The 14665-nt window shown below is 33.6% G+C and carries 17 protein-coding genes and 1 pseudogene; 8 read left to right on the top strand and 10 right to left on the bottom strand.

Annotated features, from left to right (window positions below; all coding sequences use genetic code 11):
* The first annotated feature begins 7 nt into the window (after window positions 1-7).
* From ric to PHR76_RS06715, 6 genes are all read left to right on the top strand, one after another.
* Window positions 8-730 carry an iron-sulfur cluster repair di-iron protein gene (gene ric, locus PHR76_RS06740; protein ID WP_300059984.1) on the top strand — a complete coding sequence of 241 codons (723 nt, stop codon included), beginning with the start codon at window positions 8-10 and terminating at the stop codon, window positions 728-730.
* Complete coding sequence (locus PHR76_RS06735) at window positions 730-1185, top strand: hemerythrin domain-containing protein (protein WP_300059981.1); 456 nt, start codon at window positions 730-732, stop codon at window positions 1183-1185. Before ric ends, PHR76_RS06735 begins: the two co-directional genes overlap by 1 nt.
* 237 nt (window positions 1186-1422) lie before the next feature.
* Window positions 1423-2118 carry an SMUG2 DNA glycosylase family protein gene (locus PHR76_RS06730; protein WP_300059979.1) on the top strand — a complete coding sequence of 232 codons (696 nt, stop codon included), beginning with the start codon at window positions 1423-1425 and terminating at the stop codon, window positions 2116-2118.
* Window positions 2115-2651, top strand: coding sequence for a DUF488 domain-containing protein (locus PHR76_RS06725; RefSeq protein ID WP_300059976.1), 537 nt, complete (start codon window positions 2115-2117; stop codon window positions 2649-2651). The genes PHR76_RS06730 and PHR76_RS06725 overlap by 4 nt, the downstream gene beginning before the upstream one ends.
* Window positions 2652-2664: 13 nt before the next feature.
* A complete protein-coding gene (locus tag PHR76_RS06720; RefSeq protein ID WP_300059974.1) occupies window positions 2665-2874 on the top strand; it encodes a DUF2945 domain-containing protein in 210 nt (69 codons plus the stop codon).
* Window positions 2875-3032: 158 nt separating this feature from the next.
* A complete protein-coding gene (locus PHR76_RS06715) occupies window positions 3033-3815 on the top strand; it encodes a YoaK family protein (protein WP_300059971.1) in 783 nt (260 codons plus the stop codon).
* Window positions 3816-3844: 29 nt separating this feature from the next.
* On the opposite strand, the gene PHR76_RS06710 is transcribed toward PHR76_RS06715, so the two are convergent.
* The gene (locus tag PHR76_RS06710; protein WP_300059968.1) at window positions 3845-5131 is read right to left on the bottom strand and encodes a chloride channel protein; all 1287 of its coding nucleotides are present in this window, start codon (window positions 5129-5131) and stop codon (window positions 3845-3847) included.
* Window positions 5132-5620: 489 nt separating this feature from the next.
* Between PHR76_RS06710 and PHR76_RS06705 the strand changes: the two genes are divergently transcribed.
* On the top strand, window positions 5621-5854 hold the full coding sequence (locus PHR76_RS06705) for a hypothetical protein (protein ID WP_300059965.1): 234 nt from the start codon (window positions 5621-5623) through the stop codon (window positions 5852-5854).
* Window positions 5855-5871: 17 nt separating this feature from the next.
* Here PHR76_RS06705 and PHR76_RS06700 read toward each other — a convergent pair whose 3' ends face one another.
* The 7 genes from PHR76_RS06700 to PHR76_RS06670 all read right to left on the bottom strand — a co-directional run bounded on the left by PHR76_RS06700 (window position 5872) and on the right by PHR76_RS06670 (window position 11949).
* Window positions 5872-6162, bottom strand: a complete 291-nt coding sequence (locus tag PHR76_RS06700; RefSeq protein ID WP_300059962.1) for a chaperone modulator CbpM — start codon at window positions 6160-6162, stop codon at window positions 5872-5874.
* 5 nt (window positions 6163-6167) lie between these two features.
* Window positions 6168-7073, bottom strand: coding sequence for a J domain-containing protein (locus tag PHR76_RS06695; RefSeq protein WP_300059959.1), 906 nt, complete (start codon window positions 7071-7073; stop codon window positions 6168-6170).
* Between the two features lie 95 nt (window positions 7074-7168).
* Window positions 7169-8074 carry a ribonuclease Z gene (locus tag PHR76_RS06690; RefSeq protein ID WP_300059956.1) on the bottom strand — a complete coding sequence of 302 codons (906 nt, stop codon included), beginning with the start codon at window positions 8072-8074 and terminating at the stop codon, window positions 7169-7171.
* Window positions 8075-8204: 130 nt separating this feature from the next.
* The gene (locus PHR76_RS06685; RefSeq protein WP_300059953.1) at window positions 8205-8537 is read right to left on the bottom strand and encodes a ribonuclease Z; all 333 of its coding nucleotides are present in this window, start codon (window positions 8535-8537) and stop codon (window positions 8205-8207) included.
* A 213-nt stretch (window positions 8538-8750) separates the two neighbouring features.
* Window positions 8751-9677 (bottom strand): aspartate carbamoyltransferase catalytic subunit, encoded by a 927-nt coding sequence (locus tag PHR76_RS06680; RefSeq protein WP_300059949.1) that lies wholly within the window; start codon window positions 9675-9677, stop codon window positions 8751-8753.
* Between the two features lie 8 nt (window positions 9678-9685).
* The gene (pyrR, locus tag PHR76_RS06675; RefSeq protein WP_300059946.1) at window positions 9686-10243 is read right to left on the bottom strand and encodes a bifunctional pyr operon transcriptional regulator/uracil phosphoribosyltransferase PyrR; all 558 of its coding nucleotides are present in this window, start codon (window positions 10241-10243) and stop codon (window positions 9686-9688) included.
* An 89-nt stretch (window positions 10244-10332) separates the two neighbouring features.
* Complete coding sequence (locus tag PHR76_RS06670; RefSeq protein ID WP_300059943.1) at window positions 10333-11949, bottom strand: ATP-binding cassette domain-containing protein; 1617 nt, start codon at window positions 11947-11949, stop codon at window positions 10333-10335.
* 157 nt (window positions 11950-12106) lie between these two features.
* Between PHR76_RS06670 and PHR76_RS06665 the strand changes: the two genes are divergently transcribed.
* Entirely contained in the window at window positions 12107-13513 is a 1407-nt protein-coding gene (locus PHR76_RS06665; protein ID WP_300059940.1) for a thioredoxin-like domain-containing protein, read from the top strand.
* Between the two features lie 77 nt (window positions 13514-13590).
* Here PHR76_RS06665 and fsa read toward each other — a convergent pair whose 3' ends face one another.
* Complete coding sequence (gene fsa, locus PHR76_RS06660; protein WP_300059937.1) at window positions 13591-14247, bottom strand: fructose-6-phosphate aldolase; 657 nt, start codon at window positions 14245-14247, stop codon at window positions 13591-13593.
* Between the two features lie 58 nt (window positions 14248-14305).
* Window positions 14306-14665 (bottom strand): annotated as a pseudogene (locus tag PHR76_RS06655) (short-chain dehydrogenase/reductase); the annotation flags it as partial.

Raw genomic sequence — 14665 nt, 5'->3', positions numbered from 1 at the left:
AAATCAAATGACTATTTTAGAAGACCAAATTATCGGAGAATTGGTAGCAAAAGACTACCGTACGGCTTCCGTATTTAAAAAATATGGAATTGACTTTTGCTGTCAAGGAAACAGAACTATCAATGATGCATGTGAAGCAAAAAAAATTGATGAAAATCTAGTGGTTTCAGATTTGAATGCACTTTTACAATCAAAATCAGATGGTTCAATCGACTTTCAAAACTGGCCTATTGATTTGTTAGCCGATTATATTGAAAAAAAACACCATCGCTACGTTGAAGAAAAAACCTTAGAAATTAAACCCTATTTGGATAAAATTTGTCGTGTTCACGGAGAACATCATCCTGAATTACATGAAATTAACACCCATTTTAATGCTACTGCGGGTGAATTAGCCATGCACATGAAAAAAGAAGAGCTGATGGTTTTTCCGTTTATCAGAAAAATGGCTAAAGCAAAACAAGAAGGAGGCACCTTGCAAATGCCAAATTTTGAATCGATTCAATATCCAATTCAAGCCATGATGGATGAGCATACCACAGAAGGAGAACGGTTTAGAAAAATTGAAGAATTAAGCAATAACTACACTCCGCCAGAAGATGCTTGTAATACTTACCGCGTTACTTTTGCTTTATTAAAAGAGTTTGAACAAGATTTACATTTGCATATTCATTTAGAAAACAATATCTTGTTCCCAAGAGCCATTGAATTAGAAAAACAATTTAGCTAATGCCAATTAAAAGAAATGAATCCCTCAAAGCTATAAGTCGTGAACACCATCACGGCTTACTGCTCTGTTGGAAAATCAGAACAGGAATCAAAAAACAGGTTGAGCCTGAACGAATTAAAAAATATACAGATTGGTTTTATACAAGCCAACTATTACCTCATTTTGAGCTAGAAGAAATACACATTTTCACTCTTTTAGGCAATGACCACGAACTTATTAAAAAAGCGTTGTCTGAACATCGAAGATTGAAACGTTTATTTGAATCTGAAACAGAAATCATCAAAAATCTAACGTTAATAGAAGAAGAATTGGAAAGCCATATCCGATTTGAAGAACGAATCGTTTTTAATGAAATTCAATTGATAGCAACAGAAGCTCAACTTCAACAAATCAAAAAAATTCATACCGAAGAAAAATTTGTAGATAATCTAACAGACCCTTTTTGGTTATCCTAAAAAGTAATAAATGCTCCGCGAAAGCGAACTAATTTAAGTTGAATCTATAGATTGTTTTCTAAAATCCTTAACTTTGAATTAATTACATATTTTACTGTTTTTTATTTTTTAGGATTTCCTTCCAAAATAGCGAAGCAAGAATGATTGTCAGTAAAAAACAGGTTTGAAAAGACAACTTGCTCTTTTCCTTGAAAACAAAAAGCTGAAAGCAAAATCTGGAAAATAAATAAAATTCTGATGTCAACAACCTTTGGAGAAAAAGTGATTGATTTCAATCGTCATTTAAGCTACTCGGGACAACTTCCGGAAGGTTTTCAAGTGCTCAATCCGTATCTGGATAATCCGGAAACAATGGTCGTCATGAAACAATTTTACAACCAATTTTATGCCGATTCAAACACTCGAAAGTTTATTATTGGCATCAACCCAAGTCGCCACGGTGCTGGTGTTACAGGTGTTCCTTTTACAGACACTAAACGACTAGAAAGCAACTGTGGCATCAAAATGAAATCCGCACACACACATGAAGTTTCTTCTGTGTTTATGTATGATATGATTACTGAATTTGGTGGCGTTACAAATTTTTATAATAAATTTTATATTAATTCCCCTTTTCCCTTGGCGATTATCCGTCAGACTAAAGAACGAAATTGGATAAATGCAAATTATTATGATGACCCTTTTCTATTTGAAATAGTCAAAGATTTTATGATGACTTGCTTAAAACAAACTATTAATTTGGGATTAGACACTTCGGAGGTTTTTATATTAGGAAAGAAAAACGCGACCTTTATTAATAAATTAAATAAAGAAGCTCAACTATTTGATCGGCTAACTGTACTTGAACATCCCAGGTATATTCAGCAATATAAATCAAAAGAAAACCAGTTCTTTATCGATAAATATATACTAACCTTGAATTCCTTAAAATGAAAAACGCTGCCACAAACCTCATTTACACCATCGGGCATTCGACCCATAGTTTGGAGGAATTTGTGCAAATGCTGAATTCTTTTGACATTAAAACTTTAGCTGATATTCGCAGTTTTCCTAGTTCGCGAAAGTTTCCACAATTCAACAAAGAAGCTTTAAAAATATCTTTGGAAGAAATTGGAATTCAATATTTTCATTTACCCGATTTAGGCGGAAGAAGGAAAGTAAAAAAAGACTCCAAAAACACCCGTTGGAATAATGATTCCTTTCGAGGTTATGCCGATTATATGGAAACAGAATCCTTTCAAAAAGGAATTGTCGAATTAGAACAACTTGCGTTAGAGCAAACAACAGCTTTTATGTGTTCTGAAGCGGTATGGTGGCGTTGTCATCGGTCGATGGTTTCGGATTATCTCAAAGCAAAAGGATGGACCGTTTTACATATTATGGCCATTGAAAAAGTTCAGGAGCATCCTTATACCTCGCCAGCCAGAATAGTGAATGGTGAAGTAACATATACTGAATTAGAATAAAAAAAACAGACAAATGAAAACAAAATTTAAAGTTGGCGACAACGTAAGTTGGAATTCTGAAGCGGGAATTGTTTCAGGAACTATTATTAAAATTCACACAAAGAATTTCGATTATAAAGGTTACACGCATCATGCCACAGAAGATGAACCCCAGTATGAAATAAAAAGCAATAAAACCAATCATATAGCGGCTCATAAAGGGACTGCTCTTACAAAAATTTAAGAAAATAGTACGTTTATAAACTAAAACCCATCATGAACTGCAACTATAATAGCTTATGGACACCTATTCCAATTTCTATTTAGTAAATTTGAGACTTTAATTTTCTAATAAAACACAACCTATTTTAGAACAACTCAAAGCCACTAAAATGAAAAAGCATGTTTAGACATCAAGGTAAAAGCAGAACGTTACAACACAATTTGCGTATTGCAACGATTCTATCTTTTGTAGCTGGAATTGTCAATGTTACCGGATTTTTATCTTTTAAACAATTAACGACCAATGTGACCGGTCATTTTGCCTTATTCATTAATGATGTTGCAAATTTTGAATTTTGGAAAGGCACAATTTATTTTCTATATATTTTCTCCTATTTCTTTGGTTCTTTTTCATCTAGTTTTCTGATTGAAAAATATAGAGAAAATAAAAAACTCAACGTTTTTGTACTTCCCACCATCATCGAATGTTTGATATTAATAACCATTGGGCTATTTAGTAATTTTATAGTAATCAAATCACCTGATCTAATCATTTGTTTACTACTTTTTGCGATGGGTCTACAAAACTCATTTGTGACAAAAATTTCAAATGCTGTGGTGCGAACAACTCATTTAACGGGACTTTTTACCGATTTAGGAATTGATGTTTCTCATCTGATGTTTCCTAAGTTACATCCACACAGAGATATTTTAAAAGCAAACATCAAACTTCGGATTTTTATTATTGCTTTCTTTTTTATTGGCGGAATTGTCGGTGGATTTTTATACTCAACTCTTGACTGGAAACTAAACACTTTAATTTTTGGAGCTTTAATATTACTCCTCAGCTTATTTTTTGACGACTTTAGATACCAACTTTTAAAAAAAAGAAGAAAAAATAAAATGAATAAAATAGCAAAAAGTCTAACAAATGAAAAAGCAAATTATATTAATCGGAAATAATTTACTCTATAAAAAAACTTTAAATCTTGCTACGCTTTTTGTTTTACGGCTTTTGAACTCAGATAAAAATCATAGGTATACACATTATAAGGCAGTATTTTTTTAGAGAAAAACTGAGCGATAAAACAGCTCATTATTATCGGAAAGAATAATGCAGTCCCATTCGGCAAAAGACCACAAATTAATATTAAAGACGTAAAAGGAGCATAAAGCGAAGCTGACAAAGTTGCCGCAGCACCCACCAAAGCAAAATTGAGCAGAATTAATTTTGTGTCAAAATATGTATTACAAACAGTTGCAAAGAATAATCCTAAAAAAGCTCCCGCCACAATACTTGGGGCAAAAACACCGCCATCGCCTCCAGCTCCTAATGTTAGCGAAGCCGCTAAAGGTTTTAAGAATAAAAGAGCGACTAATAATAAAATGGAAATATTTTGAAAACTCACTGCTTCTTCTAGTATTTCTTTAAGACCATGATAGCTATCTCCGTAAAGACTTGGAAAATAGAATAGCATTAAACCAACTAATATTGCTCCAATATTGACACGCAAAAAATTATTAGTTATTTTTGAAAAAAGCACTTTCAATCTAGTCACTAAAAGTGTAAAATAGACCGAAAGTAAACCTCCTAAAAGACTCAATAAAATAAAAAACGGAATGGCATGCGTGCTCCAAGTCGTTACTTCAAAGGGCAACAAAGGTTGCTCATTAAAGAAGTAAATAAATAACCAAGCAACTAAAGCTGCCGCAGAACAACTAATAAAAAGTGCTTTAGAAAATTTTCGGGCAATTACTTCCATTGCAAAAAGCCAACCGGCTAAGGGACTCGTAAAGAGAATGGCTACTCCGGCCGTAACTCCAGCACAAATGAGCTCTCGCTTATACATTTTGGCTGAGAATTCTTTTTCGTAGGCTGCATTACCAACCGCTGCTGTAGCCACAACAGTAGAAACCTCTATCCCGGTAGAACCACCAAAAATTACAGTCAAAAATCCATTTAGATAATGAGACGTTATTTTGTACAAGGGTAAATGATCTTTTCTTTGGTCTAACGTTTTATAAATCTCTGTTATTCCTTTATTTTTTCGATTTTGAAATGCATATTTTCGTAAAAAATAAATAGCTGTAATTCCTACCGTAGGCATTAAAATTAAAAATAATGACTGAAAATTAGATACCGATGAGAAAATTTTATGTTCAAAAAATTCAGTGAGATGTTTTAACGAAAAAGCCAAAAGGCTACTAAATAAACCAATGAAAAGTGAAGCAATTAAAAGTTTTAAATAATGTTGGTTTATTATTTTTTTTCGTTCCAAAATATAGAAAAATTAGGAGTAGTTTTTAATTCCGAAAAAGAGTTTTTACAAATAAATCCATCAAAATAACAGAAAAATAGAGTTTCCTTGTAATTTACAAAGATAAAAACAACAATTGTTATTATCTTTAAAACTAACTTTTTTTTATACTCTAATTTACTAATTTGGATTAAAATTAAAGTCGTAGTCTTGTACTATGTAATAACTCAAAAACAAAATACACTTTAAATCGTATAAAATTTAAAATCATTTCCACTTTTCTTTTAGCAATTTTTTCACTAACTTGGCTGAAGCAATAAGCAGTTTTTCAATGATTTAAAAATAAAAAAATCTCAATACAAAAATCATAAAACAAACTTTTAATTGGCTTATAGATCCGAGGTATTGTATTTGTCTTTCTATAAATACAGAAAATAAGTAGTCGTACAAGGCAATATGACCTTAATTTTTCATTTGAGAATCCGAAATCCTTTTTTAAAAACTATAAACATGAAAACAAAGATAGAAGAACTTGAACAGCAAATCATAACGTTGACAACTATGATTCAACAAGAGTTTCCGGAACTCTCTACTTTCATTCTTGAAATGCGAGACAATAATTCAGACAAAGAAGCCGTAAACTTGAAAAATCTAGAGGAATACTATAATTCACTAAAGGAACTAGCCAATAAATATATGCTAACGCATGTAGAAAAGAAACCTAATACTGATGAGAATTGTTAGAACTATCCGCTTCACTCCTATTCATACAATCCCAAACGTTTTTTTAGGTAATTAATTTCGGATAATAATTGATTTTCTTTTTCTTGTAAGTTTAAAATGATATCAATTCCTTCTTTGTTGATATGCAAATCATTGTGCAGCCGAATAATTTTTTCAAGGGTAGCTAATTGATTTTTGTTCAAATATTTTTGTTCTTGATAGACAATCACTTCAATTAATCCAAACTCTTCTAAATCCTGAATTAAGTTGATTTCAATTTGGTATTGTTGACAAAATACATCGACTATGATTAATTCTTGCGTTTCCATATTTTCTATTTTTTGGCAGCTTTTGCTAATTCAGTAAACAATGTTTTTTCTTGATCGGATAATTGAGTCGGAATGGCAATAGCATATGTCACATATAAATCGCCAAATTCACCCTCTTTTTTATAAACGGGAAAACCTTTTCCTTTTAAACGAACCTTAGTACCATTTTGAGTTCCAGGGACGACTTTCAACTTCAGTTTTGCTTGATTAAAATCGGAAACCATAATCTCTCCTCCTAAAACAGCCGTATATAAATCTAAATCTTGCGTAAAATACAAATCATTGCCCACCCGTTTAAAAGGCGTATTATTATGTATAGAAAAGGTAATAAACAAATCACCATTTGGCCCATTATTAACCCCAGGACCGCCAAAACCACTGATTTTAATGGTTTGTTGATCTTCAATCCCGGCTGGAACCGTAATTCGAATATTTTTTCCGTTCACCGAAAACTCTTTTTTATGGGTTGAAGCGGCTTCTTTTATATCAATTTGAACTTGGCCTTGAATATCTTGACCACGGTATTTTACTTGACTTCTTCGGTTTCCGCCACCTTGATTACCAAACATAGAAGAGAAAAATTCCGAAAAATCTTCGCCTTCATAATTTCCTCCCGAATAGGCTTGCTGTTGACCCGCACTTCCATATTGTTGCTGCTGTTGCTGATACTTTTCATATTCTTCACCCCGTTCCCAATCTTTCCCGTATTTGTCGTATTTTTTTCTCTTTTCAGGATTGCTCAATACTTCATTGGCTTCATTCAATTGCTGAAACTTTACGTGTGCTGCTTTGTCATTAGGATTAATATCGGGATGTAATTTTCGTGCCAACTTTCGATACGCTTTTTTAATATCATCCGCAGTTGCTTCTTTTGAAAGGCCAAGTATTTTGTAATAATCTATAAATTCCATAACCAAAGTAAATTTAATAGCTTAAATCGCTTACGTAAATTTACGAAATTTGATAGCGTTTAACCTTAAAATTAATTTAAAAAACAAACACTTTTTTAAAACTCAAACGCTTTTCCGTCATCCGCTAATAAAACAGGTGAGAAAACGGTTTCCGCTTCGGTTTTAAACACATCTATCGATTCATAGCGAGTAGAGTAATGCCCGAGGATTAAATGCTTGACTCCCGATTTCTTAGCAATCGTAGCGGCCTGAATGGCTGTTGCATGTTTAGTTCGTTCTGCTAAGTTCAAATCGTTTTCTAAAAAAGTGCTTTCATGATATAAAACATCAACTCCTGCTAAATGCGGAATTAATTGCTCGTCATACATCGTATCAGAACAAAAAGCATAACTTTTTTCTGGCTCGGAATCAAACGTGAGTAATTCGTTTGGAACGAAAGTACCGTTCTCTAAAGTAATCCCACTTCCGTATTTTATTTTTTGATAATAAACAACATCAATTCCAAACTCTTCAATTTTTTCAATGTTTAATTTTCGTTCCTTGTTTTTTTCTTGAAAGAGAAAGCCGTTCGTATAAATTCGGTGGTTTAACGGAATGGTTTTAACGATAACTTTTTCATCTTCAAACACAATTTCACTTTCCTTTGATTCCAATTCATGAAAATACAAATTATATCCGGTGAAGGAATTCCCCGCTCGAAGTTGAATCAATATAATTTCCTTAATTCCTTTTGGACCATATACATGCAAATCATTAATACGATTGAGCAACATAAACGTTGAAATTAAACCCACTAATCCGAAAAAATGATCTCCATGTAAATGTGAAATGAAGATATGGTTGATTTTAGAAAACTTAACCTTACTCTTACGCAACTGTACTTGCGTTCCTTCGCCACAATCAATCAAGAAAAGATGATTTTTAATCTCTAAAACTTGAGAAGTCGGATTTGTAATGGTTCGCGGTGTGGCAGCATAACAGCCAAGTATTGTTAGTTTCAAGTTTAATAGATTATCAAGGATTAAGCGAATTTTATTGCTTTGATTTAATTTTTTTCAATTTTCAATTGGATAGAAAAGTAAGCCCTGCTGTTTCTTTCCTGCTTCCTCTTACCTCTAATTTCATCTCCAATTAAAACCCCAAATCTCGTTCAATTTCTTCAATTTCAATGATGTCATGAGCTTCTAGAAGTGTTGGAACCACCGTCATGACGTGCGGAATTTTATCAATATCGGCATTGTCTATCACCAAAACCAACGATTTTTTATTTTTTTTATGTTCTTTAGAAAGTGGACTAAACAATTTGATTTCTGCTAACGAAATCGCTTTATCCTGAGATAAATCCAAAATAAGATTCTGCTTTTGAAAAGTAGGATATTGGTTTGTAATCTTTTCTAAAAACGCCTGACAATCGCCTTGCGTATTCCGGAGTGTCGTGGTATGTCCTTTTTTTTCTACTTTCATGTTTTTTGAGTTGCTTAGGCTCTGAGTTGCGGAGACTCTGAGTTCCTTGATGATAAATGTTGAAAGACTAAATTACAATTTTTATTTGGAGAATTAAAATAATAAATAGCTAAACTATCCAATGCATGTGTTGATGAGGCTCTGAGTTGCTGAGAGTCTGAGAGCCTGAGAGCCTGAGCTACTTAGTTACTTAGCTGATCAGTTACTTAGTTTCTATTTTATCTTAGATGCCAACAAATAAATCACCGCCATTCGAATCGCTACGCCATTTTCTACTTGTTCTAAAATAACAGATTGTTTAGAATCGGCCACATCGCTGGTAATTTCCACGCCACGGTTGATTGGTCCTGGATGCATGATGACGATTTCTTTAGAAAGCGAATCTAGTAAAGCTTTATCTACGCCGTATTGTTGTGCATATTCTCGTGTAGAAGGAAAATAATTAATATCCATGCGTTCATTTTGAACTCGCAACATATTAGCCACATCACACCATTCTAAGGCTTTTCGTAAATTAGATTCAACGGTTACGCCTAAGCTTTCAATATGTTTCGGAATCAAGGTTTTTGGTCCGCACACTTTTACTTCTGCTCCTTGCATTTGAAGGGCAAAAATATTAGACAAGGCTACTCTAGAATGCAAAATATCGCCCACAATGACCACTTTTTTTCCGTTAACTTCTCCTAGTCGTTCGCGGATTGAATAACTGTCTAATAAAGCTTGTGTAGGATGTTCATGAGCTCCGTCACCCGCATTGATAATACTTGCTTTTACATTTTGTGATAAAAAATAAGCTGCTCCCGGATTAGCATGACGCATGACGACCATGTCGACTTTCATGGCTAAAATATTACTAACGGTATCAATTAACGTTTCTCCTTTTTTAACAGAGGATTGTGCTGCCGAAAAACTAATTACATCGGCCGACAGCCTTTTCTGAGCTAATTCAAATGATAATTTAGTTCGTGTACTGTTTTCAAAAAAAATATTGGCAATCGTTATATCCCGTAAGGAAGGCACTTTTTTAATTGGCCGATTGATGACTTCTTTAAAATGATCTGCCGTTTCAAAAATCAAATCGATATCTTGGGGTTGCAAGTATTTGATTCCTAATAAATGATTTACGGTTAATTCAGCCATTTGCGTGATTATTTAGGGTTTGTTGCTAGGGTTGGAATTAAATAAACGGCATCTTCTCCTTCATTTTCAACCCAACATACTTTTACTTTTTCATTATTGATGGCATCCACTTGTCGCCCTCGATAATCGGGTTGGATGGGTAAATGTCGACTAAAACGACGATCGATTAAAACCAAGAGTTCAATTTCACTTGGTCGTCCAAACGACTGAATGGCGGTTAAAGCAGAACGAATACTTCTACCGGTATATAAAACATCATCAATAAAAATAATTTTTTTATCTTCTACTAGAAAATCAATTTCGGTTTTATTGGCTTCTAACGGTTTTTCGCCTCTTCTAAAATCATCTCGGAAAAAGGTGATATCTAACAAGCCATATTGAATAGTAGCAATCTGGTATTCCTCTTTTAATAATTTCACCAACCGATTCGCTAAAAAAGCTCCGCGTGGTTGCAAACCAATGAGAATGGTATCGGAAAAATCCAAGTGCTTTTCAATCAATTGACAAGCCAAACGATGAAGAATGATATTGACTTCTTTGGAAGTGAGCAATACTTTTTGACTCATGAGGATTTTTATTTAACTACAAATTTAAAATTTATACGTTAGGAATAAAAAAAAAGGACAATTATTCATCATCCTTTTTTAATTTGCGGTTAAGCATACATTTTATTTCGTAATTCTTTGACTTTATCGTCTTCTAAATATTCATCAAACGTCATGTAGCGGTCAATAACTCCATTGGGCGTAATTTCTAAAATTCGGTTAGCAACCGTTTGTGAAAATTCGTGGTCATGCGTTGTAAATAAGACCGAACCTTTAAAGTTTTTCAACGAGTTGTTAAAGGCTTGAATCGACTCTAAATCCAAGTGACTGGTTGGTTCATCTAACATCAAGACATTGGCACGGAGCATCATCATTCTCGAAATCATGCAACGCACTTTTTCTCCACCAGACAAAACCCTCCCAGTTTTTAACGCCTCTTCTCCAGAGAAAATCATCTTTCCTAAAAAGCCACGTACATAAACTTCATCGCGTTCTTCTTCGGTTTTTGCCCATTGGCGTAACCAATCCACTAAAGTTAAATCATTTTCAAAAAAAGAATGATTATCAGCTGGCAAATACGACTGAATAGTTGTAATTCCCCAGTCAAAAGTCCCTGCATCGGCTTTTTGATTGCCATTTAAAATTTCATAAAAAGCTGTGGTTGCTCGTGAATCTTTTGAAAACACAACCACTTTATCGCCTTTGGCCATATTTAAATCGACATTTTTAAAAAGCACTTCTCCTTCTAACGAAGCGGCTAATCCGACCACATTTAAAATTTGATCTCCTGCTTCACGCTCTTGGTCAAAAATAATGGCTGGATACCGTCGACTAGAAGGTTTTATCTCGTCTAAATTTAATTTTTCAATCATTTTCTTACGCGAAGTCGCTTGTTTCGATTTGGCGACATTCGCACTAAAACGGCGAATAAACTCTTCTAATTCAGCTTTTTTCTCTTCTGCTTTTTTGTTTTGTTGTGCCCGTTGCTTCGCAGCTAACTGACTACTTTCATACCAAAACGTATAGTTTCCTGAATAATGCGTAATTTTTCCAAAATCAATATCCGATACATGTGTACAAACAGCATCTAAAAAGTGACGGTCATGCGACACAACCAAAACTGTATTTTCATAATTGGCTAAGAAATTCTCTAACCATCCGATAGTCTCAAAATCCAAATCGTTGGTAGGCTCATCCATAATCAAAACGTCTGGGTTTCCAAAAAGAGCTTGGGCTAAAAGCACCCGTACTTTTAATTTAGCATCCACATCGGCCATTAATGAATGATGTAAATCTTCTGAAATTCCTAAATTGGAGAGTAAAGTAGCGGCAGCTGAATCTGCATTCCAACCGTTCATTTCTTCAAATTGCACTTGCAATTCGCCAATTCTATCGGCATTCTCATCGGTATAATTCAAGTATAAATCATCCATTTCGCGTTTTACGTCATAGAGTACTTTATTACCCATCATCACTGTTTCTAATACCGAGTATTCATCAAACATGTTGTGGTTTTGATTTAAAACCGACATCCGTTTACCCGGCTCTAAAATCACACGGCCAGCAGTGGGATCCATATCGCCCGAAATGATTTTCATAAAAGTGGATTTTCCGGCACCATTGGCTCCGATAATTCCATAACAATTGCCTTGCGTAAAGGTCACATTCACTTCATCAAACAAAATGCGTTTGCCAAATTGAACCGATAAATTAGATACTGTCAACATGAGATTAACTATTTTTAAAAACGTTGCAAAAGTAGTGAAAATAAAGCACTTTTAAAAGTGGTCAATTTATAATAATTATAGGTTTAATTTAACTGTCTATTAACAAGGAATAAGGCTTATAAAAAATATATTTGTTATTTACAATTAATACCACCAAATGATTGCCTATTCAAAAAAATTACAATTCTCCTCTTTATTTCTCACCTTATTTGTAGTTATCGGTTGTCAAAGACAATTTAAAGATGATAATTTTACAGCTTATTTTGGTGGCGAAGTGATGAATGCCAAAAGTAATTTTGTCTTGTTCTTAAAAGACGATGTGGTGTTGGATACGCTTTATTTAAATGACAAGAATCAGTTTTTCATGAAGTTTGATTCGCTTGCTCCTGGTCTTTATACCTTTAAACACGAACCCGAATACCAATATGTTTATTTTGACAAAAATGACAGTTTGATGGTTCGAATTAACTCGGTAGAATTTGATGAATCAGTTGTGTTTTGTGGTCGTGGTGATGAAAAAAACAATTTCTTAATGGAGTTGTATCTTAAAAACGAAAACGATAAAAGCAAACTCTTTGGCGTTTATGATTATGATGTGGAGCATTTTATTCAAAATAGTGATTCTTCCTATCAGTCTAAAACAGCCTTTTATAGAGCTAAAAAAGAGGAATTAAAATGGAATGATGATTTTGATTTGTATGCAAAAGCAATGTTAGATTTTCATTATTATACCAAAAAAGAAATCTATCCGATTGCTCATAAAATGCGAACTGGTGAAAATGTGAATGATAAATTACCCGCTAATTATTATCTTCATCGTCGAAAAATTGATTTTAACAACAAAGCCTTAACGAATTATTCGCCTTTTGTAAAGTACTTAACACACATGTTAAATAACGTGGCGTTTACTAAAATATCTCCTGATTATACCGATCGCGATATTTTACCAATGTATATTCAAAAATTAAATATTGCTGATACCTTGTTTGCTAATCCTTCAATTAAAAATGATATTATTGATAATATTGCTTTTTCGTATCTATTAGAAGACCAAGATATAGAAAACAACAAAACATTCTTGAAACGTTATAATGAATTGTCTACCGATAAATCTAAAATTAATGAAATCAATTCCATCGGTCGCTCTATTCAAGCATTAAAAATAGGAAATGAATTGCCACCTGTTTCATTGCTAGATGCAGAGGGCAATACAGTGACTAGCGATAGTCTCTTTACTAAGAAAGCCGTTGTTTTCTTTTGGACAGAAAATGCCGATTCTCATTTAGTTTCAGTACATAAAAAAGCAATCGAATTTCATAAAAACTATCCTGATTATGAATTTATTGCTATAAATATTGATGAAGATCATGCAAAATGGAAAAGCGTTTTAGCTAAACATAATTTTGGATTAGTGAAAGAATACCAAGCAAAAAACTTTCAGGAATTAAAAGAAAAATGGGTTATTACCAAACTTAATCGCACGATGATTATTGATAAAGACAGAAAAATCATAAATGGTTTTGTGAATCTATTTGAAGTCAATTTTGCTGACAATTTGAAGTAAATTTCTTAATTGAAATATAAAAATCCCTTTTTGGAACAAAACCAAAAAGGGATTTTTTGTATCCTGTCGTCTTATGACTATTGATTCGCTTTTGCGTGATCGGCCAAAAACTGAGCTAGACCAATGTCGGTTAAGGGATGTTTTAGCAAACCTAAAATAGCCGATAATGGTCCTGTCATTACATCGGCTCCAATTTTTGCACAGTTCACAATATGCATCGTATGTCGTACAGAAGCGGCTAAGATTTGCGTTTCGTAACCATAATTATCATAAATCTCACGGATTTCTTCAATCAATACTAAACCATCAGTAGAAACATCGTCTAAACGACCAATAAAAGGAGAAACATAAGTAGCTCCCGCTTTAGCCGCTAAAAGTGCTTGTCCAGCCGAAAAAACTAAAGTCATATTCGTGCGAACACCTCGGTCTGAAAAATATTTACAAGCTTTAATTCCTTCTTTGGTCATTGGTAATTTTACAACGATTTGCTCGTGTAACTCTACTAATTCTTCGCCTTCTCTAATCATGCCGTCATAATCGGTCGCGATAACTTCTGCACTTACATCGCCATCGACTACTTTACAAATGTCGACATAATGTTTTAATACATTATTTTTTCCGCTAATGCCTTCTTTGGCCATTAAAGAAGGATTGGTTGTAACTCCATCTAAAACCCCTAAAGCTTGTGCTTCTTTGATTTGCTCTAAATTGGCTGTGTCAATAAAAAATTTCATATCTGTTTGTTGTGTTTATATTCTGTTGCAAAATTACGAAATCAATTTCAAACACGAATCACTTTAAGCCATAATGCTTCATCAACATTTTTTCGTACATTTTGTCGGGAAGGATTCGTTTTAAAACTACCGAAAAACGCTGCAGAAAACTGCCAACTTTATAATGACCGTTTGGTTTAATTGTTTCGATGATTTTATGAATAGCAAAAGCCATTTCATTTGGGTTGCTGCCGGAGTCAACGTGTTCATCCATCATCTTTAAGGTGTTCCCGTATGGAATTTGATAAGGTGAATCGGGATTTAGCGGAGCGTGGTAACGTCCAGAAGCAATGTTCGTGGCAAAGTCGCCTGGAGCTACATTTGTTATTTCTATTCCAAATGCTTTTACTTCCATTCGCAAGGCTTCGGTAATGAGCTC

It is taken from the genome of Flavobacterium sp. (assembly GCF_028689845.1).
In the GTDB taxonomy this organism is placed as follows: domain Bacteria; phylum Bacteroidota; class Bacteroidia; order Flavobacteriales; family Flavobacteriaceae; genus Flavobacterium.
Note: the sequence above shows the minus strand (reverse complement) of the source record. Positions and strands in the feature narration are given on the sequence as shown.

Coding starts and splice junctions, on each gene's coding strand:
- fsa (WP_300059937.1), bottom strand. CDS start 14,247: ATGAAATTTTTTATTGACACAGCCAATTTAGAGCAAATCAAAGAAGCA.
- PHR76_RS06695 (WP_300059959.1), bottom strand. CDS start 7,073: ATGGAATTTATAGATTATTACAAAATACTTGGCCTTTCAAAAGAAGCA.
- pyrR (WP_300059946.1), bottom strand. CDS start 10,243: ATGAGTCAAAAAGTATTGCTCACTTCCAAAGAAGTCAATATCATTCTT.
- PHR76_RS06730 (WP_300059979.1), top strand. CDS start 1,423: ATGTCAACAACCTTTGGAGAAAAAGTGATTGATTTCAATCGTCATTTA.
- PHR76_RS06700 (WP_300059962.1), bottom strand. CDS start 6,162: ATGGAAACGCAAGAATTAATCATAGTCGATGTATTTTGTCAACAATAC.
- PHR76_RS06665 (WP_300059940.1), top strand. CDS start 12,107: ATGATTGCCTATTCAAAAAAATTACAATTCTCCTCTTTATTTCTCACC.
- PHR76_RS06735 (WP_300059981.1), top strand. CDS start 730: ATGCCAATTAAAAGAAATGAATCCCTCAAAGCTATAAGTCGTGAACAC.
- PHR76_RS06705 (WP_300059965.1), top strand. CDS start 5,621: ATGAAAACAAAGATAGAAGAACTTGAACAGCAAATCATAACGTTGACA.
- PHR76_RS06685 (WP_300059953.1), bottom strand. CDS start 8,537: ATGAAAGTAGAAAAAAAAGGACATACCACGACACTCCGGAATACGCAA.
- PHR76_RS06725 (WP_300059976.1), top strand. CDS start 2,115: ATGAAAAACGCTGCCACAAACCTCATTTACACCATCGGGCATTCGACC.
- PHR76_RS06670 (WP_300059943.1), bottom strand. CDS start 11,949: ATGTTGACAGTATCTAATTTATCGGTTCAATTTGGCAAACGCATTTTG.
- PHR76_RS06680 (WP_300059949.1), bottom strand. CDS start 9,677: ATGGCTGAATTAACCGTAAATCATTTATTAGGAATCAAATACTTGCAA.
- PHR76_RS06715 (WP_300059971.1), top strand. CDS start 3,033: ATGTTTAGACATCAAGGTAAAAGCAGAACGTTACAACACAATTTGCGT.
- PHR76_RS06720 (WP_300059974.1), top strand. CDS start 2,665: ATGAAAACAAAATTTAAAGTTGGCGACAACGTAAGTTGGAATTCTGAA.
- ric (WP_300059984.1), top strand. CDS start 8: ATGACTATTTTAGAAGACCAAATTATCGGAGAATTGGTAGCAAAAGAC.